This window comes from Hyphomonas sp. (assembly GCF_965284475.1).
Taxonomy (GTDB): domain Bacteria; phylum Pseudomonadota; class Alphaproteobacteria; order Caulobacterales; family Hyphomonadaceae; genus Hyphomonas.
The window spans coordinates 867,895-893,308 of sequence record NZ_OZ260087.1 but is presented as its reverse complement, the minus strand read 5'-3'; the positions used below and the strand labels follow the sequence as shown (position 1 = coordinate 893,308).

Here is a 25,414-nt window from a genome sequence, read left to right as displayed (position 1 = left end):
AAACTTGGCTTCCCCGCGAGCCGCCCTAGTCCTTGAACAGCTCGATCGCGGCTGCGGTCATGGCTTCGACGCCGGTGGCAATGGTCGGGTCATAGTCGGGCGCGAAGCCTGAAGAGTGCAGGGATGGCAGGGAAGGACCGCCATTCTGCGCCGCGTCAAATTTCGCAGGTTCAACGGCGCCGACCCAGAAGATCACACTCGGGATCTGCTCCTCCGTTCGGGCATACTGGCTGAAATCCTCGCCGCCCATGACAGGTTTCATCTCCCTGACATTGGCCGCGCCGATCGACTTGCCGATGGCCTTCATCGTGCGGGCAGTCGTATCGGGATCATTGTAAGTGGCGGGGGTATAGTCACTTTCGATGGTGATTTCAGGCTCCGGCGCATCGAAGGCCATGGCTTCGGCGCGGGCGATCCGGGAGATGCCGTCGAGCAGCATCTTGCGGGTCGCATCGTCATAGGAGCGCACCGTGAGCAGCAGGTTCGCTTCGTCGGAAATGATATTGTGCTTGGCGCCCGACTTGAAAGAACCGACCGTGACGACGGCGCTGTCTTGTGGGTTGGTGTTGCGCGAGACCAGGCTCTGCAGCGCAACGACAATGTGCGACGCGACAAGGATCGGATCCCGTGTCGTATGCGGATAGGCACCGTGGCCGCCAACGCCTTTCACCTTGATGTCGACACTGTCGACATTGGCGAGCGCAAAGCCGCTGGAATAATTGATCGTGCCAGCCGGGGCCGCAGCCGAGACGTGCAGGGCGAGGTTGTAGTCGGGCTTGGGAAAGCGCGTATACAGGCCGTCGGCAAGCATGGCCTGCGCGCCAAGGCCAATCTCCTCGGCTGGCTGGGCGATCATGACAAGCGTGCCTTTCCACTTGTTCTTGCGGGCAATCAGTTCGCGCGCCGTGCCGACCCAGCTGGTCATATGCACATCATGCCCGCAGGCATGCATCACGTAGCTCTCAACGCCGGTCCATGTCGTGGCTTCAACGGTCGAGGCAAATGGAAGCCCGGTCTGTTCGGGAACCGGCAGGGCGTCCATGTCCGTGCGGATCAGGATTGTCGGGCCGTTGCCATTCCTGAAGACGCCGACCACGCCATAGCCACCCACGCCGTCGAGTACCTCGCCATTGTCCTTCATCGACTTCTCGACCACCCAGTCCTGGCCAATGCCGGTGGTGACTTCAAAGCCGAGGGTCTGGAGCTCATTGGCGAGAATGGCCGAGGTCTCCGATTCCCTGAATGAGAGTTCGGGAGTGGCGTGGAGGCGCTTGTAGAATTCAACGAGGGCCGGGTCTGCGCTTGGCAGCGGTGTCGCGGTCGCGTTGGCAGGCGTGTCGGTTTTGCCGGACTGTGTGGAGGCCGGGGTAATGTTCGCAGGACCGTCAGTACCATTTGCGTCAGCGGCCTTGTCCTTGCCGGCGCCTCCGCAGGCGACGAGAACAAGGGCGAGGGCGGTCAAGGCGGCTGGGCGTAACATCACGGAAACTCCTGAATTCCATTCAGGCGCGACCCTAGCGGAGTTTACCGCCCTGCCAAGTGGCAGGCGCCACGCCTGGCCCTAGTTGCGGCCGCGATCCAGGTCTTCCGAGAGCTCGATGTCGACAGGCGTGCCGGCGAGACGCTGACGGTAGACCTGCGTGTTTTCGAGGACGCGTTGGACATAGTTTCGCGTTTCAGAGAACGGGATGAACTCGACCCAGTCGACCGGATCAACCTGTCCGGTGCGCGGGTCGCCGTAATCCTCGATCCATTGCTTGGGCCGGCTGGGCCCGGCATTGTAGGCGGCGGCCGTCATGATGTAGCTGCCCCGGAACTGCGATAGCAGTGTGTCGAGATGCTGGCCGCCCAGGGTCATGTTGTATCCCGGATCATCGGTGAGCCATGAGGCGCGATAGGGCAGGCCCCGAAGCCGGGCTTCGTTCCTTGCCGTTGCCGGCATGAACTGCATCAGGCCGCGTGCGCCGGCATGGCTGATCGCATTGGGGTTCATTTCGCTCTCCTGGCGCGACAGGGCCAGCATGAGCGGCTTTTCAACACGCGGTTCGCGCAGCATCGGGAAGGAGACGACCGGATAGGCCGCGTCTGTTGCAACAATGCCCTTGGCGAGCCCGGCCTTGGCGCCGCGTACGCCGATGTCCGGTACCTGGTATTCCGTAGCCATGCGGGCCAGCAGGATGAATTCGGACTCTGCGGTCAGCTGGTCATCGAGATGATAGGCAAATTCGCGGAACAGGCGCGTCTCACCGGATTCGCCGAGAAGGCGCAGGGCCGCCACCAGCGGACGGGCGTTGAACGCGGCCACTTCTTCCGGTGTGGGTTCTGTAGATGCGGCGAAGGACAGTTTGCGATCATCGAGCCGTTCGGCGGCGAGTTGTCCATAATAGGTGAACTTGTGCGTCGCGGCTGCGCCGTAGGAGGCGCGCGCAGCGTCCGGTTCGCCCAGCACGTCTTCTGCGCGGCCGGCCCAATATTCTCCACGTGCAAGGCTTATCGGCGTCGAGACGCTGGCCGTCATGTCCTTGAAGTGTTTCAGGCTGCGTTCAGGATTATTGTTCAGGCGCAGCGCGATCCAGCCAGCGGCCCATTCCGCGTCAGCAAAATCAGCGCCTTCTGACATGGCATGCGGTGCGGTCAGCTGGTAGGCGCGCGCCCATTTACCGTCTTTCAGGTCTGTGCGCATGGCGATATTGCGCTCGTCCCACAGTTTGGAACGGCCGGCCTCGGGAACGTCCTTGGCGTCGATGCTGACGAGCAGTGGTGTCGCGCCTTCCTGGTTGCCGCGTGTGCGGCGCCAGCGCGCGCGATCATAGAGCAGGCCGGGATTGTCCTGCAGCGAGGCGGGCACGGCCTCAACCAGGCGGTCAACATTACGGCCGCGCCCGGCAAGGGCAATGCGGGCGTCGACGAGTTTGCGATAGTCCGCACTGACCAGCGGTTTGAGGTTGGATGCGGCGGTGCGCTGGTTGGTCCAGAGCAGGAACTCGATACGGGCGCGATGGTCGGCCTCTGTGAGGAAGCCGCCATAGGTTGCCAGCACGATGCGCTCGAGGTCGCGGTCCATCGAATTGTTGCGCCATGCGTCATGCACCAGGGCTTCTGCCTTGGCCGGCTGGCCGACGGCCTTGTAGCTGCGGGCGAGGGCGATCTTGCCTGCGCCGGTCTGCGGCCCGGATTTCGTGAGCCAGAGAATGCGGTCGCCATGGCTGAGAGATGACAGGTCGATGATTTCTTCGGCACGTTTGCGCATGCGGTCGGTCTTTGGCCAGGTTGGCAGCGTATCGATGGCACTGGCGACTTCATCGAAGCCCATGCCCGGAACGCCTTCGCTGGCGCGGACCCACATGATCAGGTTTCGTACAACCGGGTCGGTTGCCTGGCGCTGGAGGCTGGCGACTTCGGACCAGTCATAGCGCCCGGCTGCGTCCATGGCCTTGTGCAGGATTTCTGCATTCCTGGCGTCGGTTGTCTGGGATGCGTAAACGCGTTTCGGCTTCAGGCTCGGCGCATCCGGCAACGCAGATGCAGCGGCGCTCAGGGCCCCGAGGCCGAGCAGAACACAAACAGAGAGGGAGCGAATCATGAGTGAGGTCATCGGTGTTTATTTCTATGCCAAAGCATGAGAAGGCATTGTTAAATATAACGCTAGAATTTCCACCAACACCCTAATCACGGCAATAATACGATGTTTCACGGCTCAATCCCAGCGCTCGTCACACCATTCAAGAATGGTGCCGTGGATCGTGATGCATTCGTGGCCCTTGTCGAGCGTCAGATAGCCGGGGGATCCAGCGCCGTGGTGCCTGTCGGCACGACAGGGGAGACATCCACCCTCACAACCGAAGAACACAAGGATGTTGTGACGCTTTGTGTAGAGGTTGTTGCAGGGCGCGTGCCGGTGATCGCGGGTGCAGGCTCGAACGCGACCGACGAGGCGATTGACCTGGTCCAGCATGCCAAGACGGTCGGCGCCGATGCGGCTCTGGTCGTCTGTCCCTATTACAATAACCCAAATCAGGCAGGTCTTGAGGCGCATTTCCAGGCCATCAATGATGCCGTCGCACTGCCAGTCCTGCTCTATAACGTGCCGGGCCGAACGGTTGTCGATTTATTGCCCGCAACAGTGGCACGCCTGGCGCGCCTGCCAAACATTGTCGGCATCAAGGATGCGACCGGCGACATGGACCGGGTCAGCCTGCATGCGGCGCTGATGGGGCAGGAACAATTCGTGCAATTGTCAGGCGACGACCCGAGCGCGCTCGGCCATCTCGCCATGGGCGGCCGAGGGTGCATCTCTGTAACGGCGAACGTGGCGCCGGACATGTGTGCGGGCATGCATGCCGCCTTCCATGCGGGCGACCTGGCCAGTGCGCAGGAAATCGAGCGCAGGCTTGTCGCCCTGCACAAGGCATTGTTCTGCGCGCCATCACCCGGACCCACGAAATATGCCCTGTCGCGGCTAGGCCTGTGCCAGCCGGACGTGCGGCTGCCGATCACCGGGCCGGATGCGGCCGCGCGCGAGACGATTGACGCCGCTATGGCGCTGGCGGGTCTCAGGACCTAAATAGACCCGATGGCGAAGAAACCGCAGACCAAGGGCAGGGGCGATGGCCTCGTTGCAGAAAACCGGCGTTCCCGGCGTGAATACGCTGTGGAAGACACGCTGGAGGCTGGCATCATGCTGGTCGGCTCCGAGGTCAAGTCCCTGCGCGAAGGCCGGGCGAATATTGCCGAGAGCTATGCCAGCGTCGAGGATGGCGGCCTCTACCTGATCAATTGCGACATTCCGATCTACACGGCGGCGAACCGGTTCAACCATGAACCGAAGCGCAAGCGGAAACTGCTTGTATCCAAGCGGGAACTGTCGAAACTGTCTCAGGAAGTGGACCGTGCGGGCCGCACGATCGTGCCCTTGAAGCTCTATTTCAACGACCGGGGCATCGCGAAAATCCTGATTGGCACGGCGACTGGCCGCAAATCCCATGACAAGCGAGAGGTCGAGGCCAAGCGCGACTGGCAACGGCAAAAGGCCCGGATCCTGAAGGAGGGGTGAGGCGTTTCCGACGTGTCACCAAAGGGCTCACCCTGAGCGACGTTCAACCGGCGATCTCTTTCGCCACCGCAAACACATCCTCGAACATTTCGGCCGTCAGGCGGCCCGTATTCGTGTTGTAGCGGCTACAGTGATAGCTTGAGAGCAGGGTCAGCGGGCGGCCTTCGAAAGATACGTCATAGCGGGTATTGTGGCCAAAGGGATGGGCGCTGAGTTTCAGGCCAAGAGTGCGCACGGTCGAGTCGTGACTGATTTTACCAAGGCACAACAGGACCTTGAGATCGGGCAGGGCCTTGATGCGTGACTGGAGGAAGGGGCGGCAGGTGTTGATTTCAGCGCCGACCGGCTTGTTCTCTGGCGGTACGCAGCGTACCGCATTGGTAATCATGGCGCCTTTCAGTGCGAGCCCGTCATCGGGGGATGCCGCGTAAGCCCCTGATGAGAAACCGAATTTTTCCAAAGTCGCATAAAGAAGGTCACCCGCCCAATCGCCTGTAAACGGGCGGCCGGTACGGTTGGCCCCCGTTACGCCGGGCGCGAGGCCGACGATGAGGAGACGTGCCGTATCGTCCCCGAAACTTGGCACGGCGCCGTTGAACCAGGTGGGCTCACGGGCGGCGACGGTCTCGCGATAGGCCACGAGACGGGGGCAGAGGGGGCAGTCGCGGGGGGCTTCGGCGGGTGTGAGTGTTAGAGAAGGGGCTTTAGAAGCCATCGGCGACGCCATCTTTGCGCATTTCGGTTGCCGCGATCCAGGCACCGGATTCGAAGTCGCGCATGATGGCCTGGTAGCCGCCAGCATTCGCTTTGCAGCATTCAACACTATGGCCGCGGCGTTCGAGTTCGGCGCGGGTGGCAGGCGGAATGCCGCTTTCGAGCTGGACCACGCCCATGTCGGTTTCGCAGGCATCGCCGTCGAGCCTGTTGGTGGGTTCGCAGCCGCCGACATGTTCCCAGCGTGCGGCATCGCCGGCTTCCTGCAGGCCCATGTCAAAATCGACGAGGTTGAGGATGACCTGGACATGGCCCTGCGGCTGCATGCCGCCGCCCATCAGGCCGAAGCTGAGCCATGGCTCGAACGGGCAGGCCTGCTCGATCGGCACGGCGCGGACCTGGCAGCCGGGCATGTCCTTCTTGAAGGCGAAGGCCGGGATGATGGTGTGGAAGGGGCGCTTGCCGGGTTCGAACACGTTGGGGTGGTTTGGGTCGAGGCTGAACAGCTGGCCGCGGTCCTGGAACATGAAACCGAGCCCGTCGGCAACGAGGCCGGACCCCATGCCGCGATAGTTCGACTGGATCAGCGAGACCATCATGCCGTCACTGTCGGTGACGGTGAGATAGGTCGTGTCGCCATCCTTGAGTTTTGCGTCCGCAGCGGCCGCTTCGGCAGGTGTCAGGGAGGCCTCGACATCACCGAAAGGCTCGACCGGGACGTTGGTCATGGCCCTGTCGAGCGCGATGTGGGCTGCCTGGCGGGCGGTGCGCGCAGGCTTGACGAAGGCGCGCTCGTCAATGCGGGAGAATTTCGGGTCAGCGAAATAGCGGGCCCGGTCGGCAAAGGCGAGGCGTTTGGACTCTACCTGGGCCATGATCGAATCAGCCGAGCCGAAGCCCATGCCCCGCAGGTCGAATTTTTCTAGCATCTGCAGCATCTGCAGGGCGGTAATGCCCTGCGTATTTGGCGGCAGTTCGCAGACCTTGTAGTCGCCACGATAGGTTACGCAGACCGGTTCGACGAATTCGCCCTTGTGGGCGGCGAAATCCTCATGGCGCAGGGCGCCGCCGATGCGCTTGAAATAGGTGTCCATCGTCCTGGCGGTCTGGCCCTTGTAAAACTCGTCGCGTCCGTTCTGTCCGATGCGTTCCAGCGTGTCGGCGAGGTCCGGGTTGCGAAACAGGGTGCCTTCGCCGGGCGGTGGCGAGAAATAGGTTTTCTTCGCGTTATCATACTCCTCAAGCATGCCGCTTTCAAACGCGGGTTCGTACCGCTTCGGGCCAAAACTCCAGTAATAGGAGATGACTTCCGGGATCGGCGCGCCTGCGCGGGCATAGCGGATTGCGGGCTCGAAATTGGCCAGCATCGGGCGGCTGCCGAATTTTTCGTGCAGCGCATACCAGGCATCAACCGTGCCGGGCACGGTGACGGACGCCGCGCCGAAGGGCGGGATTTCCTTGCCGTCCATGTGCTTGTCGGCGGCGGCCTGCATGTCTGCGAGCGAGGCGCCCATGGCAGAGCGGCCGGAGCCATTATAGCCGTAAAGCTGTTTTGTTTCCGGGTCCCAGACGATGGCGAACAGGTCGCCGCCAATGCCGTTGCCGGTGGGTTCGACGAGGCCCAGCATGGCATTCGCGGCGATGGCAGCGTCCATGGCATTGCCGCCCGCCTTCATGACATCGAGTGCGGTCTGTGTCGCGAGCGGGTGGGCCGTGGCGGCGGCCGCATTCGGCGCGATCACGGCGGAGCGTACGCCCAAGGTGCGGCCGGACGGCATGCGGTCGCCGGGGCCTGTCTCGGTGCCGGTCGCCGCGCGGGACGTGTTCGCGTCAGCTGTGGGCGGCGGCGCGATTGCGGCGCAGGACGTTGCCAGCAGCGCCGCTGCGCCAGCCATCAGGATCTTGAACATCAGTTGGGTCCTCGCTTGCGGGTATCCTTGGGAAAATAATGCGTGGCCATGCGATTGGAGATATCGCGGCCATCGTTCGCGAACCGGGCCTCGGCCTCGATGGCGCGGTTGTCACAGTTCAAGTACTGGGCGCTTGTGCGCGTATAGGCATTGTTGAAGCCTTCCACGAGGGATGATCGCAGGCCGCCGCGTTCCGGGGCTTCGTAGCGAAGCATGTCGGACATGTAACGCCGCCAGTACTGGTCTTCGCGTCCGTTGCAGCGCACACGAATGGCATGCGCCGATCCGAGCGTCGCCGCGAGTTCCGCCGCATCGCGGAAGTAATCAGGCCCACGCAGGGGAATGCCTGACTGGGCCGAGGCTGTGCTTGCGCCTGCGATCACTAGCAGGCTAAGCAGGATGCCATGAAAGACTGTCTTATTCATGCGAAAACCTTCGCGCGCATCGCTCCAAGGCTCAAGGGCCTCGAAGACAAACTCAATATCATCGTCATGGACGATAATGGTGTCTTCTCCAAGGCCTCCACTGGAGAGACTGTAACAGAACCCAAACCGGAGATTGCGTTTGGCAATGCGGAGGCTTTTTTCTGCCCCGGCGTGCGCCAGTTCATCCTGGCGGTGGCCGGAAGCAGCCGGCTCGACTGGTTCCAGTCAGCGGCTGCAGGCATTGAGAATCCCGGCCTGGTAATGATCGGCAAGGCGGCCAACACGTACACAACCAATCACACCCAGTCAGAAGCGATGGCCGAATGGGCGCTCTGGCAGGCACTCGACTATTTCCGGCAGGGACCGAAGCATCGCGCACAGCAGGAGGCTGGCGTCTGGGAAAAACTGGATTCGCGCGAAATCCGCGGCTCAAACTGGCTGATCGTCGGCTTCGGGTCGATCGGCGCATCCACCGGGCGGCGCGTCATGGCGCTGGGCGGGCATGTGACGGGTCTGCGCCGGTCCCAGGGCCTGGCGGAAGGGGCTGACCGCATTGCGCACCCCGATACGCTCATGGCGGAACTGCCACAGGCCGATGTCGTGCTCCTCTGTGTGCCGCATACGCCGGAGACCGAAGGCATGGCCAATGCCGGTTTCTTCGCGGCGATGCAGCCGGGCGCCCTGTTCATGAATCTCGGCCGCGGCGCGCTGGTCGATGAAGCCGCCCTGATGGCAGCGCTTGATGCCGGACGCCCGGCTCATGCCGCGCTGGATGTGGCCTCGCAGGAGCCGCTGCCGGCAGACCATCCGCTCTGGGCGCATCCACACGTCACGCTGACGCCGCATGACAGCCCCCAGACCCATGGCACGCTGATTGGCGCGGATGACACCTTCATCGAAAACCTGCGCAGGTATTTCTCCGGCGAACCGATGAAGCATCTTGTCGACAAGTCGCAATTCGCCTGAGACCGGGAAGTGGATGTCGGGCTGGGCCGCACTTCCCCCGGTTTCTTTCCGGCAAGACGTGGATACCGGCCTGTGGCGAACTATGTCGGAACGATAAGCCGATGCAGGACTTGTATCGGCAGGCGGGATGGCTTTCGGCGTAAGGCTTGTGTCCTGCCAGACGAAAAAGTGCGTTCATGGCGCCCCGGCTGCGGAGCGTCTTCAGGCAAAAAAGGAGACATCATGCCACGTCAATTCACGCGCGCCATCGGCGCAATCGCTTCCACGCTCGTCCTCTGCCACTGCGCGTCGGCGCAGGACACACAGGCGCAATCTGCGACACCGGAAATCATAACGGGTACGGATGGCGTGAAACTCTCCGCAACTCCGCTTGAAACCTTTGACAGCGCCTGGGCGATGGCCTTCCTGCCCGACCGCCGCGCCGTCGTGACGGAGAAGTCCGGCAATGTCTGGCTGATCTCGGCCGAGGGGAAGAAGCTGGGAAAGATTACCAATGCGCCGACCGTCAGAGCGCGCGGGCAGGGCGGTATGGGCGATTTCATCCTGCATCCCGATTTTGCCAGCAATGGCACAGTGTTCCTGTCCTATGTCGAACGCGACGTGGATGATGACAGCCTGAGCGGCGCAGCCGTCGAGCGCGCAACGCTGACGCTCAAAGATGAAGGCGGTGAACTGTCGGACCGGGAAGTTATCTGGCGCCAGGCACCCAAGGTAAAGGGCAACGGGCATTACGGTCACAGGCTGGCTGTCTCGCCGGACGGGCATCTGTTCATCAGCTCGGGCGAGCGCCAGAAATTCAATCCCGCCCAGAACATGGCGATGAATCTCGGCAAGATCATCCGTATCAACCAGGATGGCAGCGTGCCGGAGGACAACCCGTTCTACGGCAATGGCGCGATCGCCGACCAGGTCTGGACGCTCGGGCATCGCAACCCGCTGGGCATCGCCTTCGACAGCGAGGGGCGCTTGTGGGAGCAGGAAATGGGACCGAAGGGCGGCGACGAGCTGAACCTGATCGTCCGGTCACAGAATTATGGCTATCCTGCCGTATCGGAAGGCGACCATTACAATGGCACCAAGATTCCGAACCATGCCAGCGTGCCAACCTTCGAGGCCCCGGCCGTTGCCTGGGTGCCCGCCATCAGCCCGGCAGGCCTGATGTTTTATGAGGGTGACCGGTTTGCGGACTGGAAAGGTGACGCCTTTATCGGCGGCCTGTCCTCCCGGGCCCTGATCCGTGTGACGTTCGAGCCGGACGCGGAAGGTGGCCTGAAGGCATCGGAAGCGGCGCGGTATGAATGGGGCAAGCGTGTCCGTGAGCCCGAACAGGGACCGGACGGCGCCATCTATGTGCTGGAGGATCGCGACGGCGGACGCCTGTTGCGCCTGATGCCGGCCGAATAGGCAGCCAGTGATGGTGCCCGGCCGGACGCACGTCCGGCCGGGCATGTCATCAGGCGGTCGCTTTGGCCTTCATTGCGGCCATCCGGTCGATGGCAGCTTCGGCATCGCGCATGATATCGGCAACGATGGCCGCGACCGGCTTGACCTCATGCACCCCGCCAGCCGACTGGCCCATAGCGAAACAGGACGTGTCCTGATCGAGCTTGGCCTCGTCAACAATGCCGCCAATGCCGCCGATCACACCTGTCTGGCTGGAATGGATGGCCTGGAACGGGAACGGCTTGATGTCCTGGGGGCGGGTTTCCCAGTCATTGATATACTCGTTCGTGCGGCAGCGCATAGGCTTACCGGAATAGCAACGCGTGCGTGTCGTGTCCGTGTCGCCTGCGCCGACGACGGCCTGCTTGTACATGTTGGCGGCGTGCGCCTCTTCGGATGCAATGAAGCGCGTACCCATCCAGACACCGCAGGCCCCGAGCGCGAGCGCCGCGGCAAGACCGCGACCGTCATAAATTCCGCCGGCTGCAATGACCGGGATATTTACGGCTTCGACAGCCTGCGCCACGAGGGGCATCGTGCCGACAAGGCCGGTATGGCCGCCGCCCTCGCCGCCTTGGAGAATCACCGCGTCGCAGCCAGCCTGTTCGGCCTTGATCGCGTGCTTGACGGCGCCACCAACCACCATGACCTTCACGCCCGCATCCTTGAGCCGCTTCATGATCGGCATCGGCACGCCAAGGCCTGCGACAAACGAATCAGCGCCACCCTTGATGATCACGTCGACTGATTCCTCGAGGCTTTCGGGGCTGGCGGCCAGGAGGTCGACGCCGAAAGGCTTGTCGGTGAGCTCGCGGACGCGTTTCATCTGGCCGGCAATGAAGTCCGGTCCGGTGCCGGCCATGCCGAGCACGCCGTAGCCGCCCGCATTGCACATGGCGGCGCAGACTTCGGCATACGAGACGCCGCCCATGCCTGCGAGCATGATGGGGTGATCGACTTTGAGCAGTTTCGTCAGCGCGGTGTTGAGGGCCATGGGATGGCATCCTTTCTGTAATGAAATCCGGATTGTGCACCCTAGGCGGCCGCCCCAAGGTCAACGCAAGAGGGGCATAACCGGTATCGTGTGGTCACAATCGCCTACAGTTTGCCCCATTCCCGCCGTGATCTGCGGTCAAACAGCGTACCAAGCCGAGGGAATTGTCCACTCGGTGATAATAAGTCAAACGAGGGGAAGCTCCTATGACGAAACTTTTTGCAAGCGCTGCCATCGCAGCCCTTTTCGCTGGTGGTGCCATGGCTATGGGACCAACAGAAGAAGCGACTGCCGCACCAGAAGCGGCTGTTGAAGCGGCTGAAGCCGTTGATGCAACCGCCGAGGTCGCTGTTGCTGAAGACGCAGAAGTCGCTGCTGAAGTTGAAGCACAGGGCGATGGTGAAGCTGAAGTTGTGGCTGAAGACGAAGCCGAAGCCGAAGCTGAAGTTGCCACCGAAGTCGAAGCAGAAGCTTCGGCACCGGATGCTGAATAAGGCTGACATAGCCGGAATTTGCCCTCTCCCTACCGGGAGGGGGCTTTTTCCGTTACAGGGATCAAAGGTCGAACAATAACGGCTGCCTGAGAAAATGAACTTTTAGTAATGACCGAGAAGTGCTATGGGCCTTCCCGGTCATCTGACCAACAACAGGGGTATTACAATGAAGAACATCATGATCATCGGCGCTGCTGCGCTGGCTCTCGCCGCTTGCACACCAGCAGAAGACGCTCAGCCAGCCGCTGATGCCGCTGTCGAATCGGCTGCAGAAGCTGTGGAAGCTGCTTCTGACGCAACGGAAGAAGCTGCTGAAGCCACTGCAGAAGTCGCTTCGGACTCGCTGGAAGCTGCTGACGCTGCTCTCGACGACGCTGCTGAAGCCGTCGACGAAGCTGCTGACGATGTCGAAGCTGCTGCGGAAGAAATGACCGAAGAAGCAGAAGTGACCGAAGAGCCACAGGAATAGGCTTCGGCTCCAGACGAGCCGAACAAGGGCCGCCCCTTTCGGAGCGGCCCTTTTTTATTGTCCGCGCGTCGGGCGTTTAGAATATTGAATAGCCGCCATCGATGATCAGCGTGGTGCCGGAATGGTAGGCTGAGGCATCCGAGGCGAGGTAGACCGCCATGCCGCCAAAGTCTTCCGGTTCGCCCCAGCGCCGAATCGGTACGCGCGAGATGACCTTGGTCGTGAACGTGTCATTGCCTTGCGCCGCTTCGGTCATGTCCGTTGCGATCCAGCCGGGCAGAATGGAATTGCCGCGGATATTGTAGCGGCCATAATCGACCGCGATGGCTTTCATCATTGCGATAAGCCCGCCCTTGGTGGCTGCATAGGCCTGGTTGCGGCCTGCGCCTTCGATGCCGGCGAGCGAGGCCGTGCCGATCAGCGAGCCACCCGGATCGCCCGCCTTGGCGCGCTTGACCATGGATTTCGCCGCTTCGCGGAGGGTGAAGAAGGCGCCTTCCATGTTGATCCGGTGATTGTAGCGCCAGGTTTCGATGGTCATTTCCTCAAAGCTCGCCGCACCGCGACCGACGCCGGCATTGGCGATGCATGTATCGATCCGGCCGAAATGGGTTTCGACATCGGCCATGGCCTTGATGACCTGGTCTTCTTCGCCCACGTCGACAGACCATGCGGCCACTTTGCCGGTTCCGAGTTTTTCCAGTTTTGCGACGGCTTCCTTGTTGGTGTCGGCATTGCGGCCCCAGATCGCGACATCGGCATTGGAGGCGGCAAGCGCTTCAGCCATGCCAAGCCCGATCCCCCGGTTGCCGCCCGTGACGAGGCAGGTTTTGCCGGACAGGTTAAACGGTGCATAGGTCATCAGTGTCTCCTCCAATTGATTTGGGGGACAACACATAGCTGACGTCGGGGAGGGTCAAGCGATTCTTGAACCGGCCGTTGCGAGTATGCGCGCGGCATTGATGATGCGCCGCGTTTCGTCCCAGAGACCAAGGCGATCCAGCCTGTCCGGCGATATCCATTCAGCATGGGCCGCGTCATCGCCTGCCACCGGCTCGCCCGACACCCATAGGGCGGCATAATCGAACAGGACGTAGTGGCGGTTCGTCTCACCGGTCCGGCGCGATGTGAAGATGGCGTCCACAACATCGACCAGACCGACCAGACGTGCGCTCACGCCTGTCTCTTCATGCAACTCGCGCAAGGCTGCGGCGCCGACCTGTTCGCCAAATTCGAGGCGGCCTCCCGGGAGCGACCAGTCTCCGGCGAGCGGCTTTGTGCCGCGCCGGATCAGCAATATGTCATCTCCGCGGAAGCACGCTGTGCCGACGGCGGGAACAGGCCGGCGTGGAAGGGCCAGGGTCGGCACCGTCACTGGCGCGCGCGCCGGGTCGACCGGTCAAGTTCGGCGATCATCGAAACGATTTCCGGCGCCGTCTCGCGCTGTTTCGGGAAGAGCGCGCCCAGCCGGGCCGACAGCGGCAGATGCAGCAGTGTAAAGGCTGATGGTTCGCGCATCACCAGCGAGAAGATCGTGGTGACATCCGCCTGCTTGATGGCGGTGACCAGCTGGTTGAACCCGATTGCGCGCCGGATGGATTTGAGGCGGTCCCGATTGGCGGCCCTGACCTCGGCCGATTTGCCATCTGCGTCTGCATCGGATTGCGCCATTGCCTCCAGCGCCTCAAGGGATGCCATGTCGAGGCGATGGGAGATGGACGCCGAATGCTTTCGATAGAAATAGAGCGTTTCGGGCAGTGTCGCCATGATGCAGCCCTTGCCAAGCAGGCGGACAATCAGGTCATAATCCTCGCCAATGCGCATCGCTTCATTGTAGCGAATGGCGTGCGACTTGAGCACCGCATGTCGGATCAGCGGCTTGGCATAGCCGAGCTTTGTGCCTTTGCCGAACAGGAAATTGGCGTGAATATAGGTCTGCTCACTGATGGTGGTCGGCGCGTCTGCGAGCGGCCCGTCGAACATGGTGTCGATGCCGGATGATCCGTCGCCGTCAAAGATCGCAAGATCGTCAATCAGGATGTCGGCCCTTGAACTCTGCGCGGCAGCCAGCATGCGGGACAGGCGCTGCGGGTGAATCAGGTCGTCGCTGTCGACAATGGCGACCCAGTCGCCGCGGGCCTGGTCCAGCGCAAAGTTTCGCACCGGCGCCGGGCCGCCAAATCGCGTACCGCTGAACACGCGCAGCCGCGGGTCATTTTCTGCAATGCCCTGCGCCAGTGCGACACTGCCATCCGCAGAGCCATCATCAACGAGGATCAGTTCCAGGGATTTCAAATCCTGCCCGAGAACCGACTGGATGGCCGCGGCGAGATATGGCTCGCTATTATAATTTGCCATCAGGACCGAAACGGCTGGAGGATCGGCGGAGGTTCCGGTCGGCATGGGCAGGTGAGTCCGGGTGATATTGAAGATTCCAATCGCCTATCATTAGTCGGTCCTGATCAAAAGCGCGTCATCGCGGCTGGAACAGACTGTACCTGAGGCAGGATCGGCGCAAAGCACGCATAAGGCGACCGGAACGGCGTATTAAGGCTCGTTCGGCAATAGAGGTTTCAGGCAGCAAGGAAATTGACATGGCGAAGCAAAAGCGGCGCACGATCAGCCTGGCCCTGCAGGGTGGCGGCGCGCACGGGGCCTATACATGGGGCGTCCTGGACCGGCTGGCCGAGGAGGACGATCTCGACATTGCCGCAATATCAGCCACGTCTGCCGGGGCCATAAATGCAGTCGCATGGGCAGCGGGCATGGCCGAAAACGGCGCGGCAGGGGCCAAGGCGAAGCTGGAAGCCATGTGGCATGAGGTTTCACGGTCGAGCCCCAGCACGACGCCACTCGGCGCCTTGAGCGCCATGGCCTTTGCCTATGCCAGCGCCCTGCAAAGCATCGCGAGCCCTTACGACCTCAACCCGTTCAACCTGAACCCGCTGCGCCAGGCCGTGGAATCACAGATCGATTTCGAGGCGGTGCATGCGTCCGGCGTGTTGCTGTTCCTGTCGGCGACCAATGTCGAGTCCGGCCGGGTGCGTGTGTTTGGCCGCGACGAGATCACCGCCGATGCCGTGTTGGCCTCTGCCTGCCTGCCGCAGACCTTCAAGGCGGTGGAGATTGACGGCCAGGCCTATTGGGATGGTGGATTCATGGGTAATCCGAGCCTGTTTCCGCTGATCTATTCCGGTGCGCCGCGGGACGTGTTGCTGGTCATCCTCAATCCGCTGGCGCGGCCCGGCGTGCCGAAACGGGCTGGCGAGATCCAGGAGCGGATGAACGAGATCAGCTTCAATGCGTCACTGGTGGGCGAGCTGCGCGCCATCGCTTTCGTTCAGCACCTGATTGATGGCGGGATGCTGAAGGAGACAATCACGAAGAAGTACCGACGTCTCAATGTGCATGCCATTCGGGGCGGGCAGGACCTGATCGATCTCGACCTCAGCACCAAATATGACACGAGCTGGACTTTCCTGACCGGCCTGCGCGATACCGGACGTGCGGCTGCTGAAAACTGGCTGGCAAATGACGCCCACCATGTCGGCACGAAGACGTCCAATCTGGATATGCGCAAGGAATTCCTGAAGCCTTAAGCCGGTTTCAGGAAGCTGACCTTGGCGGCGCCATAGATGCGCTCATCGAGCCGCTCCCAGCCATCGAAGGCCAGCATTTCGTCGGCGGCGGTTTCTACGATGGCGATGGCGTCAGCTGCCAGCCAGCCGCCTTTTGCGAGCTGGGAAAGGGCCGGTTCAACGAGCCCCTTGTGATAGGGCGGGTCGAGGAAGGCGATGTTGAATGGCTCTCCGACGCCTGCGGGAACCGGGCCGAGGTCAGTGGCCGAACGGCGCTGGATGCGCGTCGTGCCGAACAAGCCAAGCGCTTCGCAATTGTCGCGGATCGTGCCGCGCGCCCCGGCATCGGTTTCGACGAATACGCAGAAGGCCGCGCCGCGCGACATGGCCTCCAGGCCAAGCGCGCCTGATCCGGCAAACAGGTCGATCACGCGTGCGCCGTCAAGTGTGGGCGCCCAGGCGGCATGCGAGATGAGGTTGAACACCGCCTCGCGGGTGCGCCCACCCGTGGGCCGGGTCGACTGGCCTTTCGGCGCCGCGATGGGGCGTCCCTTGAATTCGCCTGCAATGATCCGCATCGACCTTGGGTTCCTGCTCTTTACTTTCCCGGCGTGTAGGGTGATCTCAGGCCCATGACAATTACCGTCTCTCCGATGGCCCGTGCGCTGGAACTGGCCCGGCTGGCCGCTGCGGCCGGGGAAGTCCCGGTGGGCGCGGTCGTCGTGGACCCGGCGACCGGGGAGATCCTTGCCGAGGGCGCAAACCAGCCGATTGCCGCGCATGACCCGACCGCGCATGCGGAGATTGTGGCGCTGCGGGCCGCTGCGGCGCGGCGCGGAAATTACCGCCTGACGGACCTGCACCTCTATGTGACGCTGGAACCGTGCGCGATGTGCGCCGGGGCGATCAGCCTGGCCCGCATTGGCCGGCTCGTGTTTGCCGCGTGCGATCCGAAGGGTGGCGCGGTGATACATGGCGCGCGCTATTTCGAGCAGCCGACCTGCCACTGGCGTCCCGAAGTGGAGCAGGACGAATCGGCTGGCGAGACGGCCAGCGCGCTGCTCAGGGATTTTTTCCGGGCGCGAAGGGGATAGTCGCGATGGCGGGTCAGACTTTTCGTTTTCGAACCGGGGTCCTGCACTGATGGCCGGGCATGGCTATGACATGCTGGTCAAGGATGCGCTGGTCTTCCTGTTCGCGGTTGGCGTGGTGGTGCCTGTGTTTCGCTATCTTCGCCTGCCTGCAGTGGTGGGGTTCATGGTGGCCGGTGTCCTGCTGGGGCCGTTCGCGCTGGGCACTCTCGCACACACCTGGCCCTGGCTGGAATATGTATCCGTATCGGACCCGGAATCAGCGGCGCCATTTGCCGAACTCGGCATCCTTTTCCTGCTCTTCCTGCTCGGCCTGGAATTCTCGTTCGAAAAACTATGGTCGCTGCGGCGCGCCGTGTTTGGCGCAGGCGGGCTGCAGTCCGGGCTGAGCGCGGCGGCCATTGCGGGGGCTGTCTACTGGCTGGGACTGCCAGCCGAAGCGGCCATCATCTGCGGGCTGGCGCTGGCCCTGTCATCGACGGCAATCGTCATGCAGATACTGATCGACCAGAAACGTGCGGCCCGGCCAGTCGGGCGCACGGCGCTAAGCGTGCTGCTGTTTCAGGACATACTTGTTGCGCCCATCCTGATCTTTATCGGTTTCCTCAGTGTGGGTGAGGGCACCAGCGTTTCGTCGGTACTTGTCGGCGCCGCCTTCAATGGCCTGATCGCGATTGCCGCCATCATGCTTGTCGGGCGATTTGCCCTGCGCCCGGTCTTCCGCCTCGCCGCGACGATGGGCGGACGGGATTTCCTGATGGCGCTGACATTGCTGACGGTTGTCGGCGCGGCCGCCATTACCGCATCGGCAGGACTGTCGCTTGCGCTTGGGGCGTTCCTGGCTGGCCTGTTGCTCGGCGAGACGGAATTCAAGCATCAGACAGAAGTTGACCTTGAACCCTTCAAGGGGCTGCTTCTGGGCGTGTTCTTCATGACGGTCGGCATGGCGCTGGACCTGCCGTCGCTGGTGACGCAGCCAGGTGTGATCTTTGGCGGGCTCGCCGCCCTGCTTGCCGTCAAGTTCGGGATTGCTTTTCTGGCGTGCCGCCTGTTTGCGGGCGACAGGTCCGTGTCGGTCGAGACGGCAAGCCTGCTGGCGCCGGCAGGAGAGTTTGCGTTCGTCGTGATTGCTGCGGCCGGTGCGGCCGGTGTGCTGGACGCGGGAACGTCCAGCCAGATCGCGGCGATTGCCGTGCTGTCCATGCTGCTGATCCCGGTGCTGGGGCGTCTCGGTGGCCTGGCCGCATCGCGGCTGGAGCCGGTTGAACCGGCCGGGCACGCGGATGCAGACTATTCCGGGGTCAAGGGACACGTCATCATTGCCGGCTTTGGCCGGGTGGGTCAGGCGGTGGCACGCATTCTTGACGTTGAGGATACTGAGATCGTTGCGCTGGAACGCAGCGCCGTGCGTCTGGCACAGGCCAGGAAGGATGGCTGGCAAGTCTTCCTTGGTGACGCGGCCCGTCCGGAAATCCTGCATATTGCCGGCGCAGAAGGCGCGCGCCTGTTCGTCGTGACGGTGGATGACGTGAATGCCGCCGAGGCCATGGTCAAATCCTTTCACGGGCTGCATCCCGATATTCCGATTGTGGCGCGGGCGCGCGACCATGAGCATGCAAGGCGCCTGCGGGCGGCGGGCGCAAGTGATGTGATCCCGGATGCGATTGAATCCGGTCTCCAGATGGCCGGCAAGGCGCTTGCCGAGTTCGGCTATGACAGCGAAACCGTCCGCAGCCGGCTGGCGGCTGAGCGCGACGAGGAATACCGTCGGGTGTAAGGCTCGCCTGATACTTTATTGAAAAGCGCCCTTGCGTCAGGCTTGCTTCCCGCTGGGGCAGCGGTCGTCTAACCTGTGTGAAACAGGGAGACCGCGATGAGCGCTACACTTACCATCGAGAACGAACTTGCCGTCATCACCATGGATGATGGCAAGGCGAATGCGATCAATCCGGCCATGCTGGACGCGCTGAACGCGGCTCTGGATGAAGCCGAGAAGTCAGCAAAGGCGATTGTCATCACCGGTCGACCGGACCGTTTCTCCGGCGGGTTTGACCTGAAAATGATGATGGATGCGTCGCCGGAAGAGGTTCGCAAGCTTGTCATGGGTGGCGGGGCGCTGGCGCTGAGACTGTTCACCATGCCGATGCCTGTGATTGCGGCGTGCACCGGGCATGGCATAGCCATGGGGTGCTTCATCCTGCTCGGCTGTGACAAGCGGATCGGGGCTGCGGGTGCCTACAGGATCGGCGCGAACGAGACACAGATCGGCATGGTCCTGCCGGTCTTTGCGCTTGAGCTCTGCAAGGCGCGGCTGAACCCGCTCTACATGACCGAGTCGGTTATCATGGGCACATTGTTCTCGCCGGAAGAGGCGGTGACTGTCGGCTATCTCGACAGGGTCACGGCGCCTGACCAGGTGCTCGCCGAAGCCATGACCGAGGCCGAGCGGTTGAAGGCGCTGCCCGGTGCGGCGCTGGCGGGCAACAAGACGCTCCTGCGCCAGCCATTCGTGGATGTGATTGCGCCGACCGTGGCCCGCTAGCCCGCGTCAGGTCGTCCCGGCGACCTGCTGCACAAGGTCACGCAGCCAGGCGAGGGCCGGATCCTCGGCATTCTCCCGGCGCCAGTACAGCACGGTGCGAAGATGCGGGAAGGCAGGTGGCAGCCGCAGGACAGCCAGGCCGGCCTGCGCCGCCAGGGGCAGGGGCACGGTGGCGACCAGATGCGTCTGGCGCACGATTTCCAGTGCCGGCAGATGGTGGGGCAGCCGCATGACAGGCGTGATCCTGTGGCCGGCTGCCCGCGCGACTTCCTCGACATAGGACCGCCCTTCGCGCCGGCTGGACACGACGACATGGCGCAGCGCGACGAAGTCTTCCATGGACAGCGCCTGTCCTGCCAGCGGATGGTCTTTGCCGGTGACACAGGCATAGGGAGTGGCGAACAGGTCGACGCTCTCAAGGTCCGGGCCGCGCAGATCGGGTACGTCGACGGCAAGATCGAGCCGGCCGGACGCGAGTTCCGTTGAGATATGACCGCGCTGCACCTGACTCCAGGCGATCCGGATGCCTGGGGCCTCTGTTTCAAGCCGGCTGGCCATGCCCGGAGCCAGAATGAATGCGCCCGCATCGCGGGCGGAGATGTTGAAGACACGGGTGGACCGGGAAGGTTCGAACGTGGAGCGCTGTTCCAGTCCGGCGCGCAGGCGGTCGAGCGCATCGCGCACGGCAGGCATCAGGGCGTCGGCCATTGCCGTCGGCTTCACGCCGCGCCCCTCGCGCACAAACAGGGGATCTTCAAAATGGGTGCGCAGGCGGGCCAGCGCATTGCTGACGGCGGGCTGGGTGATGTGGAGCGTTTCGCTCGCGCGTGTCAGGCTGCGCTCGGTATAGATGGCTTCCAGCACAGGCAGGAGATTCAGATCGATCGAGCGCAAGTTCATGATGGCGCGATCATATCATCACCATCAGTGATGACAAAGTTTCATGTAATAAAGTTGCCGAATAGTGCTCCTTGCGTCATCAGTCAGGTGTGACGAGGCCCAATTCAGGAGACCGAATGCCCGCTGGCAGAATGTCCAGGCAGGAATATAGCGCGCAACATGCCGCGCTACAGGAATCCTGCGGCCTTCAGCAGCATGACAAGGCCAATCGCGGTGACGAGGTATTTCATCCCGCGCTTGAAGTTCACGTCGGTCATCTGCTGCATCACCTTGCCGCCCAGCGTCGTGCCCAGCATGGACAGGGGAATGGCCGCAAGGATCAGCCAGGCCGGGGGCAGGGCGCCCGGTCCGGCGGCCACAATCACCGGTACGCTCCAGAATATGATTTTCACGAAATGCGCCAGCACCTGCGTCACCGCCTTGGTGGCAACGATCGCGTGGCGCGTCATGTCCGTGCGGACGAAGAAAAGGTCGAGCAGCGGCCCGGCGACGCCTGCCACCGTGTTCAGCGCCTGAACGACGAATCCCGCGCCCTCGGCCTGGAACCGCTTCTGGATGTCGAGATCAACGAGGCGTTTGGGCAGCCAGACGAGCAGCGTCGTCAAGCCCAGCATCAGGTAGACCATCTGGCTGTCCGGGCGCCAGCGCAGCGCAAACAAAAGGGCGATGGCGGCCACCGAACCGAGCGCGTAACGCCGGAAGATTTTCCACTGGATATGATCACGCCAGAGAAAGGCGCGATATCCGTTCGACACCATCTGGATGGCGCCATGAATGATCATCGCGGTGGCCACCGGCACGAGCGCGGCCAGGACGCCCATGAAGATAATGCCGCCGGCCATGCCGAAAATGCCCGAGATGAAGGTCGTGACGAGAACCGTCGCAAGAATGATCAGGGTCGTCGCCGTCAATGTCATGACCGGCGGCGTAGCCGAATTCACTGTTCCGGGCCAGATGCTCCGCGCGCGAACATGAAACCCGGGACATCAATCGCCATTCCGGTCGACGGCACACGCCCCCGGATGGTAAGATAATCCAAAGAGTAGAAACGAGGAAGAGAAACACCATGCCAGACACGCAACACACAATGGACGCCAGTGCGGACATGAACGACCTTCGGATGTCGGAAGCGGCGCGCCCGCTTTACGATCACGTCCGCAAGTTCATCAAGGAAACCGTCAACCCGATGAGCGAGGAATTCCACCGCCTCGGCGAGGGCAAGAAGGATATCTGGTCCTACGCACCGGGCCAGCTGGAATGCCTTGAGAAAGCCAAGGACGAAGCCAAGAAGCAGGGCCTCTGGAACTTCTTCCTGCCGGACGCCGATACCGGCGAAGGTCTGTCAAACCTCGACTATGCCTATATCGCGGCTGAACTCGGCAAGAACCCGATGGCATCTGAAACGATGAACTGTTCAGCGCCCGACACCGGCAACATGGAAGTGCTCGAGCGCGTCGGCACGCCCGCCCAGAAAGAAATGTGGCTGAAGCCGCTGCTCGAAGGCAAGATTCGCTCAGCCTTCGCCATGACCGAGCCGGGCCTGCCATCGTCGGACGCCAAGAACGTCTCGATGACGGCCGTGCTTGAAGGCGACGAATGGGTCCTCAATGGCGAGAAGTTCTACATCTCCGGTGCTGGCGATCCGCGCTGCAAGATCATGATCACCATGGTCAAGACCAGCCCTAATGCCGAGCCGAACAAGCAGCAGAGCCAGATCCTGGTGCCGCTGCCGCATCCGGGCGTCACGATCGTTGGCCCGATGCACGTCTTCGGCGACCCGGACGCGCCGCATGGCCACATGCACCTGCGCTTCGAGAATGTCCGTGTGCCGAAGGATAATATGCTGCTCGGCGAAGGCCGTGGCTTCGAGATTTCGCAGCTCCGCCTCGGCCCAGGCCGCATCCACCACTGCATGCGTTCCATTGGCCAGGCTGAACGCGCGCTTGACCTGATGTGCGTGCGCGGCATGACCCGCACCGCCTTTGGCAAGCCGTTGGTCAAGCTCGGCGGCAATACCGAGATCATCTCGCGTGCCCGTATCGAGATTGAAGCCATGCGCATGATGGTCCTGAAAGCGGCGAAAGCCATGGACGTGCTGGGCAACCGCGAAGCCCGCGTCTGGATTTCCATGGTCAAGGCCATGGTGCCGGAACGCGTCTGCCAGATTATCGATCAGGCGATCCAGATGCACGGCGCCGCCGGCGTTTCGCAATGGACGCCTCTGGCCCAGATGTACACGAGCCAGCGCACGCTGCGCCTCGCGGACGGCCCGGACGAAGTGCACCACATGGTCGTCGGCCGCGCCGAACTCGCCAAATATACCGGCGAGGAAGAAGATCCTGCGCTCGCGGCCGTCTGGCGCAAATAGAGCTTACAGGCATTGCAATCCCGGTCAGGGCGCGCGACGGAGACGTTGCGCGCCCTTTCCACATTGCCCTTCACGGAGTTCATTCATGCGCCCGATCCACCGCCTGATTCCGCGCCTTCACAATATCCTTGGCCTGGTCGTTGGCGGGCAGGTTCTGCTGTGGATCGTGTCCGGCTTCTTTTTCACGCTTTTTCCGATTGAACAGGTGCGTGGCGAGCATTTGCGCGCAGACCAGAATGCGGCCATCACGCTGCCGGAAGGCGGTGCCGCTCCGCTTGAACGCCTCATCGAACCCAGTGTGACGGCCGTCAGGCTGAAGCCTTTCGTCGGCGGCGCGGCCTACGAGACCGATACCGCCGGGGGCAAGGCGCTGTTCGATGCGGCCACGGGCGCGCGCCTGTCGCCGCTGGATGAAAGCCTCGCCCGCAAGGTCGCCACTGCGGGATGGGCCGGGCGGGGTGAACTGACCGCACTGATCCTGACGGACCCGGCCCCGCGAGAGGCAGGGCGCGGGCACGGCCGCGCCATGTGGCAGGCAAGTTTTGCCGGCGAGGATACGGCCACATTCTGGATCGATCCACAGACGGGCGAGATAGCCGCCGTGCGCACTGGTCTGTGGCGCGCGTTCGACCTGCTCTGGGGCCTGCACATCATGGACTGGACCAGTCGCGAGACATTCACCACCTGGTGGATGAAACTTGCCGCATTCCTGTCGCTCATGCTCACGCTGGCAGGTATCTGGCTGGTCGTCGGGCGCCTCTCCCGCGGCACTATCCTGAGATAAACCCCTAGAACGGCACGTTCGGGTCGTCCTCGCCCTTGCCACCGATTTCCAGTCCGGCAAAGTCGAACACGCGCGGGTCATGCAGATGGCTGGGGCGCACGGTGGCGAGCGCATGTGCCATCACCTGCCGCACGCCGGGTTTCCTGCGTTCCCATTCGTCCAGCATCTGTTTCATTGCGACGCGCTGGAGCCCGTCCTGGCTGCCGCACAGGTTGCACGGGATGATCGGGAAGTTCATCGCCTCGGCAAACTTCGCAAGGTCATCTTCCGCCGCCGTGATCAGCGGGCGCAGCACGAAACAGTCGCCTTCATCGTTCAGCAGTTTCGGCGGCATCGCGGCGAGCCGCCCGCCATGCACGAAATTCATCATGAAGGTCTCCAGCGCGTCGTCACGGTGGTGGCCGAGCACGATGGCCTCGCAGCCTTCCTCCCGCGCGATCCGGTAGAGAATGCCCCGTCGCAGGCGCGAGCACATGGAACAATAGGTGCGGCCCGCCTCCACCTTCTCGGTCACGATGGAATAGGTGTCTTCGGTCTCGATCCGGTATGTGATCCCTGTCGTGTCCAGCCACTCGGGCAACACGTGTTTCGGAAAGCCGGGCTGGCCCTGGTCGAGGTTGCACGCAATCAGGTCAACCGGCAGCGCGCCCTGCCAGGCCAGGTCCATCAGAACGGCCAGCAGGCCATAGGAATCCTTGCCGCCCGACAGGCAGACCAGCCATTTTGGGCGCGGCTTTGTGCCCGCATCGACTGCGCGCCGGTCAACCATCTGGAAATCGTCCACGGCTTTCAGCGCGCCGCGCACCAGCCGCTTGCGCAGCTTCTTGAAACTCACCGATGACGGGGCATCGGCGAACAAAGGCGGGGCAAGGGGAAGGGTCGTGTCAGCCATGGCAGGCAGCTTTGCCACGGGAGGGGCGTTGGAATCAATCACCCAGTACCGAGCCAGCTCATCCAGGGGAGAGGGAAGTGCGCCACCTTATCCCACATCCCTTGCATCGGAGGCGCCGCGCGCGCTGGGTTCAGCCGAGAAACGGTATGCGGAACCAGCGCTTGATGTTCCACCAGCGGCGAAGACGCGGATTGTTTGGCGCGTCGTTCTTTCCGCGTGGTATGAGCACATCATTCATTTTCGGTTGGTAGTTGCGGATCAGGTCTTCCTCGACGCGGGCGCGGTCAGCCGGCTTCCTGATCACCAGTACGTGGCGTTCGGTTGCGCCGCGCTTCCACCAGGCTTCCCACCACCGTTCATGGCCGATGAGGCGCGAGCGGAAGCTGGTCGCCTTGCCGATATAGAGCGGAAACAGGAAGAAAACGAAGCGGCGCTGGACGAAGATATAGATGCCGCCGCCTTCAGGCAGGCCCTTCGGCGTCAGCGTGATCTTGAAGCGATAGGGGCGGCCGGATTCGCCGAACCAGGTATGCCAGCCAAACAATATCCACATGTGATTCGTCTCCGTCCCCAAAGAGGCAGGGTGAGACAAGGCTGGTTAATAGCGGATTAACGATTTGCCGCTCGGGGAAACCGGCGCGATGCGGGTCAACCGGAACTCACGGCCCCTCCGGAAGTTCCAACAGGAGATGTGTAAGCTAAAGGTGGCCTGCTGAACCTGATATTGGAGCAAGCGATGGACCTTTCGGGCAAACTTCTTGAAAAAGTAACCTTCGTGACCCATTCTATCG

Annotated in this window: 26 protein-coding genes; 12 read left to right on the top strand and 14 right to left on the bottom strand. The window is 62.5% G+C overall.

The window, feature by feature from the left end; translation table 11 throughout:
* Positions 1–25: 25 nt before the first annotated feature.
* Together ACQ66M_RS04155 and ACQ66M_RS04150 are read right to left on the bottom strand one after the other, a co-directional pair.
* On the bottom strand, positions 26–1,480 hold the full coding sequence (locus ACQ66M_RS04155) for an amidohydrolase (protein ID WP_430402077.1): 1,455 nt from the start codon (positions 1,478–1,480) through the stop codon (positions 26–28).
* A gap of 81 nt (positions 1,481–1,561) precedes the next feature.
* The gene (locus ACQ66M_RS04150; RefSeq protein ID WP_350174250.1) at positions 1,562–3,583 is read right to left on the bottom strand and encodes a lytic transglycosylase domain-containing protein; all 2,022 of its coding nucleotides are present in this window, start codon (positions 3,581–3,583) and stop codon (positions 1,562–1,564) included.
* A gap of 102 nt (positions 3,584–3,685) precedes the next feature.
* Between ACQ66M_RS04150 and dapA the strand changes: the two genes are divergently transcribed.
* Together dapA and smpB are read left to right on the top strand one after the other, a co-directional pair.
* Positions 3,686–4,564, top strand: a complete 879-nt coding sequence (gene dapA, locus ACQ66M_RS04145) for a 4-hydroxy-tetrahydrodipicolinate synthase (RefSeq protein WP_350174248.1) — start codon at positions 3,686–3,688, stop codon at positions 4,562–4,564.
* Positions 4,565–4,573: 9 nt separating this feature from the next.
* On the top strand, positions 4,574–5,053 hold the full coding sequence (gene smpB / locus ACQ66M_RS04140; protein ID WP_350174246.1) for an SsrA-binding protein SmpB: 480 nt from the start codon (positions 4,574–4,576) through the stop codon (positions 5,051–5,053).
* Positions 5,054–5,096: 43 nt separating this feature from the next.
* On the opposite strand, the gene ACQ66M_RS04135 is transcribed toward smpB, so the two are convergent.
* The 3 genes from ACQ66M_RS04135 to ACQ66M_RS04125 are packed head-to-tail and all read right to left on the bottom strand — an operon-like array spanning position 5,097 to position 8,102.
* Positions 5,097–5,768 carry a uracil-DNA glycosylase gene (locus tag ACQ66M_RS04135; RefSeq protein ID WP_350174244.1) on the bottom strand — a complete coding sequence of 224 codons (672 nt, stop codon included), beginning with the start codon at positions 5,766–5,768 and terminating at the stop codon, positions 5,097–5,099.
* Positions 5,758–7,677 (bottom strand): gamma-glutamyltransferase family protein, encoded by a 1,920-nt coding sequence (locus ACQ66M_RS04130; protein ID WP_430402075.1) that lies wholly within the window; start codon positions 7,675–7,677, stop codon positions 5,758–5,760. Before ACQ66M_RS04130 ends, ACQ66M_RS04135 begins: the two co-directional genes overlap by 11 nt.
* On the bottom strand, positions 7,677–8,102 hold the full coding sequence (locus ACQ66M_RS04125) for a TIGR02301 family protein (RefSeq protein WP_350174240.1): 426 nt from the start codon (positions 8,100–8,102) through the stop codon (positions 7,677–7,679). The genes ACQ66M_RS04130 and ACQ66M_RS04125 overlap by 1 nt, the downstream gene beginning before the upstream one ends.
* Between ACQ66M_RS04125 and ACQ66M_RS04120 the strand changes: the two genes are divergently transcribed.
* Entirely contained in the window at positions 8,082–9,068 is a 987-nt protein-coding gene (locus ACQ66M_RS04120) for a D-2-hydroxyacid dehydrogenase (protein WP_430402073.1), read from the top strand. The genes ACQ66M_RS04125 and ACQ66M_RS04120 overlap by 21 nt on opposite strands.
* A 222-nt stretch (positions 9,069–9,290) precedes the next feature.
* Positions 9,291–10,472: a PQQ-dependent sugar dehydrogenase gene (locus ACQ66M_RS04115; protein WP_430402071.1), complete on the top strand. Its 1,182-nt coding sequence runs from the start codon at positions 9,291–9,293 to the stop codon at positions 10,470–10,472.
* A 49-nt stretch (positions 10,473–10,521) separates the two neighbouring features.
* Here ACQ66M_RS04115 and ACQ66M_RS04110 read toward each other — a convergent pair whose 3' ends face one another.
* Complete coding sequence (locus tag ACQ66M_RS04110; RefSeq protein ID WP_430402069.1) at positions 10,522–11,505, bottom strand: NAD(P)H-dependent flavin oxidoreductase; 984 nt, start codon at positions 11,503–11,505, stop codon at positions 10,522–10,524.
* 206 nt (positions 11,506–11,711) lie between these two features.
* Between ACQ66M_RS04110 and ACQ66M_RS04105 the strand changes: the two genes are divergently transcribed.
* Together ACQ66M_RS04105 and ACQ66M_RS04100 are read left to right on the top strand one after the other, a co-directional pair.
* Positions 11,712–11,999, top strand: coding sequence for a hypothetical protein (locus ACQ66M_RS04105; protein WP_350174232.1), 288 nt, complete (start codon positions 11,712–11,714; stop codon positions 11,997–11,999).
* 166 nt (positions 12,000–12,165) lie between these two features.
* Complete coding sequence (locus ACQ66M_RS04100; protein ID WP_350174230.1) at positions 12,166–12,468, top strand: hypothetical protein; 303 nt, start codon at positions 12,166–12,168, stop codon at positions 12,466–12,468.
* A 76-nt stretch (positions 12,469–12,544) separates the two neighbouring features.
* On the opposite strand, the gene ACQ66M_RS04095 is transcribed toward ACQ66M_RS04100, so the two are convergent.
* Genes ACQ66M_RS04095 through ACQ66M_RS04085 form a run of 3 tightly spaced genes read right to left on the bottom strand, consistent with a single transcriptional unit; the run spans position 12,545 to position 14,871 of the window.
* A complete protein-coding gene (locus tag ACQ66M_RS04095) occupies positions 12,545–13,330 on the bottom strand; it encodes an SDR family NAD(P)-dependent oxidoreductase (protein WP_350174228.1) in 786 nt (261 codons plus the stop codon).
* Between the two features lie 54 nt (positions 13,331–13,384).
* On the bottom strand, positions 13,385–13,843 hold the full coding sequence (locus ACQ66M_RS04090) for an NUDIX hydrolase (protein WP_430402067.1): 459 nt from the start codon (positions 13,841–13,843) through the stop codon (positions 13,385–13,387).
* Complete coding sequence (locus ACQ66M_RS04085) at positions 13,840–14,871, bottom strand: glycosyltransferase family 2 protein (RefSeq protein WP_430402065.1); 1,032 nt, start codon at positions 14,869–14,871, stop codon at positions 13,840–13,842. Before ACQ66M_RS04085 ends, ACQ66M_RS04090 begins: the two co-directional genes overlap by 4 nt.
* Before the next feature lie 191 nt (positions 14,872–15,062).
* On the opposite strand from ACQ66M_RS04085, the gene ACQ66M_RS04080 reads away from it, so the two are divergent.
* Entirely contained in the window at positions 15,063–16,067 is a 1,005-nt protein-coding gene (locus tag ACQ66M_RS04080; RefSeq protein WP_430402063.1) for a patatin-like phospholipase family protein, read from the top strand.
* On the opposite strand, the gene rsmD is transcribed toward ACQ66M_RS04080, so the two are convergent.
* Entirely contained in the window at positions 16,064–16,669 is a 606-nt protein-coding gene (gene rsmD, locus ACQ66M_RS04075) for a 16S rRNA (guanine(966)-N(2))-methyltransferase RsmD (RefSeq protein WP_430405116.1), read from the bottom strand. The genes ACQ66M_RS04080 and rsmD overlap by 4 nt on opposite strands.
* Before the next feature lie 30 nt (positions 16,670–16,699).
* On the opposite strand from rsmD, the gene ACQ66M_RS04070 reads away from it, so the two are divergent.
* The 3 genes from ACQ66M_RS04070 (at position 16,700) to ACQ66M_RS04060 (ending at position 19,679) form a co-directional block, all read left to right on the top strand.
* Complete coding sequence (locus ACQ66M_RS04070; RefSeq protein WP_350174776.1) at positions 16,700–17,140, top strand: nucleoside deaminase; 441 nt, start codon at positions 16,700–16,702, stop codon at positions 17,138–17,140.
* A 49-nt stretch (positions 17,141–17,189) separates the two neighbouring features.
* Positions 17,190–18,914 carry a cation:proton antiporter gene (locus ACQ66M_RS04065; RefSeq protein ID WP_430402061.1) on the top strand — a complete coding sequence of 575 codons (1,725 nt, stop codon included), beginning with the start codon at positions 17,190–17,192 and terminating at the stop codon, positions 18,912–18,914.
* A 96-nt stretch (positions 18,915–19,010) separates the two neighbouring features.
* Positions 19,011–19,679, top strand: a complete 669-nt coding sequence (locus ACQ66M_RS04060; RefSeq protein WP_430402059.1) for a crotonase/enoyl-CoA hydratase family protein — start codon at positions 19,011–19,013, stop codon at positions 19,677–19,679.
* Between the two features lie 6 nt (positions 19,680–19,685).
* Here ACQ66M_RS04060 and ACQ66M_RS04055 read toward each other — a convergent pair whose 3' ends face one another.
* Positions 19,686–20,579, bottom strand: coding sequence for a LysR family transcriptional regulator (locus ACQ66M_RS04055; RefSeq protein ID WP_350174216.1), 894 nt, complete (start codon positions 20,577–20,579; stop codon positions 19,686–19,688).
* Positions 20,580–20,746: 167 nt separating this feature from the next.
* On the bottom strand, positions 20,747–21,496 hold the full coding sequence (locus tag ACQ66M_RS04050; RefSeq protein ID WP_430402057.1) for a TSUP family transporter: 750 nt from the start codon (positions 21,494–21,496) through the stop codon (positions 20,747–20,749).
* 149 nt (positions 21,497–21,645) lie between these two features.
* On the opposite strand from ACQ66M_RS04050, the gene ACQ66M_RS04045 reads away from it, so the two are divergent.
* Positions 21,646–22,947: an acyl-CoA dehydrogenase family protein gene (locus ACQ66M_RS04045; RefSeq protein ID WP_350174212.1), complete on the top strand. Its 1,302-nt coding sequence runs from the start codon at positions 21,646–21,648 to the stop codon at positions 22,945–22,947.
* Between the two features lie 85 nt (positions 22,948–23,032).
* Complete coding sequence (locus tag ACQ66M_RS04040; RefSeq protein WP_350174210.1) at positions 23,033–23,731, top strand: PepSY domain-containing protein; 699 nt, start codon at positions 23,033–23,035, stop codon at positions 23,729–23,731.
* 4 nt (positions 23,732–23,735) lie between these two features.
* Here the strand turns inward: ACQ66M_RS04040 and ttcA are convergent, their stop codons facing one another.
* Both ttcA and ACQ66M_RS04030 read right to left on the bottom strand, forming a co-directional pair.
* On the bottom strand, positions 23,736–24,623 hold the full coding sequence (gene ttcA, locus ACQ66M_RS04035) for a tRNA 2-thiocytidine(32) synthetase TtcA (protein WP_350174208.1): 888 nt from the start codon (positions 24,621–24,623) through the stop codon (positions 23,736–23,738).
* Positions 24,624–24,753: 130 nt separating this feature from the next.
* Positions 24,754–25,176, bottom strand: a complete 423-nt coding sequence (locus ACQ66M_RS04030) for a GIY-YIG nuclease family protein (RefSeq protein ID WP_350174206.1) — start codon at positions 25,174–25,176, stop codon at positions 24,754–24,756.
* Positions 25,177–25,414: the final 238 nt, after the last annotated feature.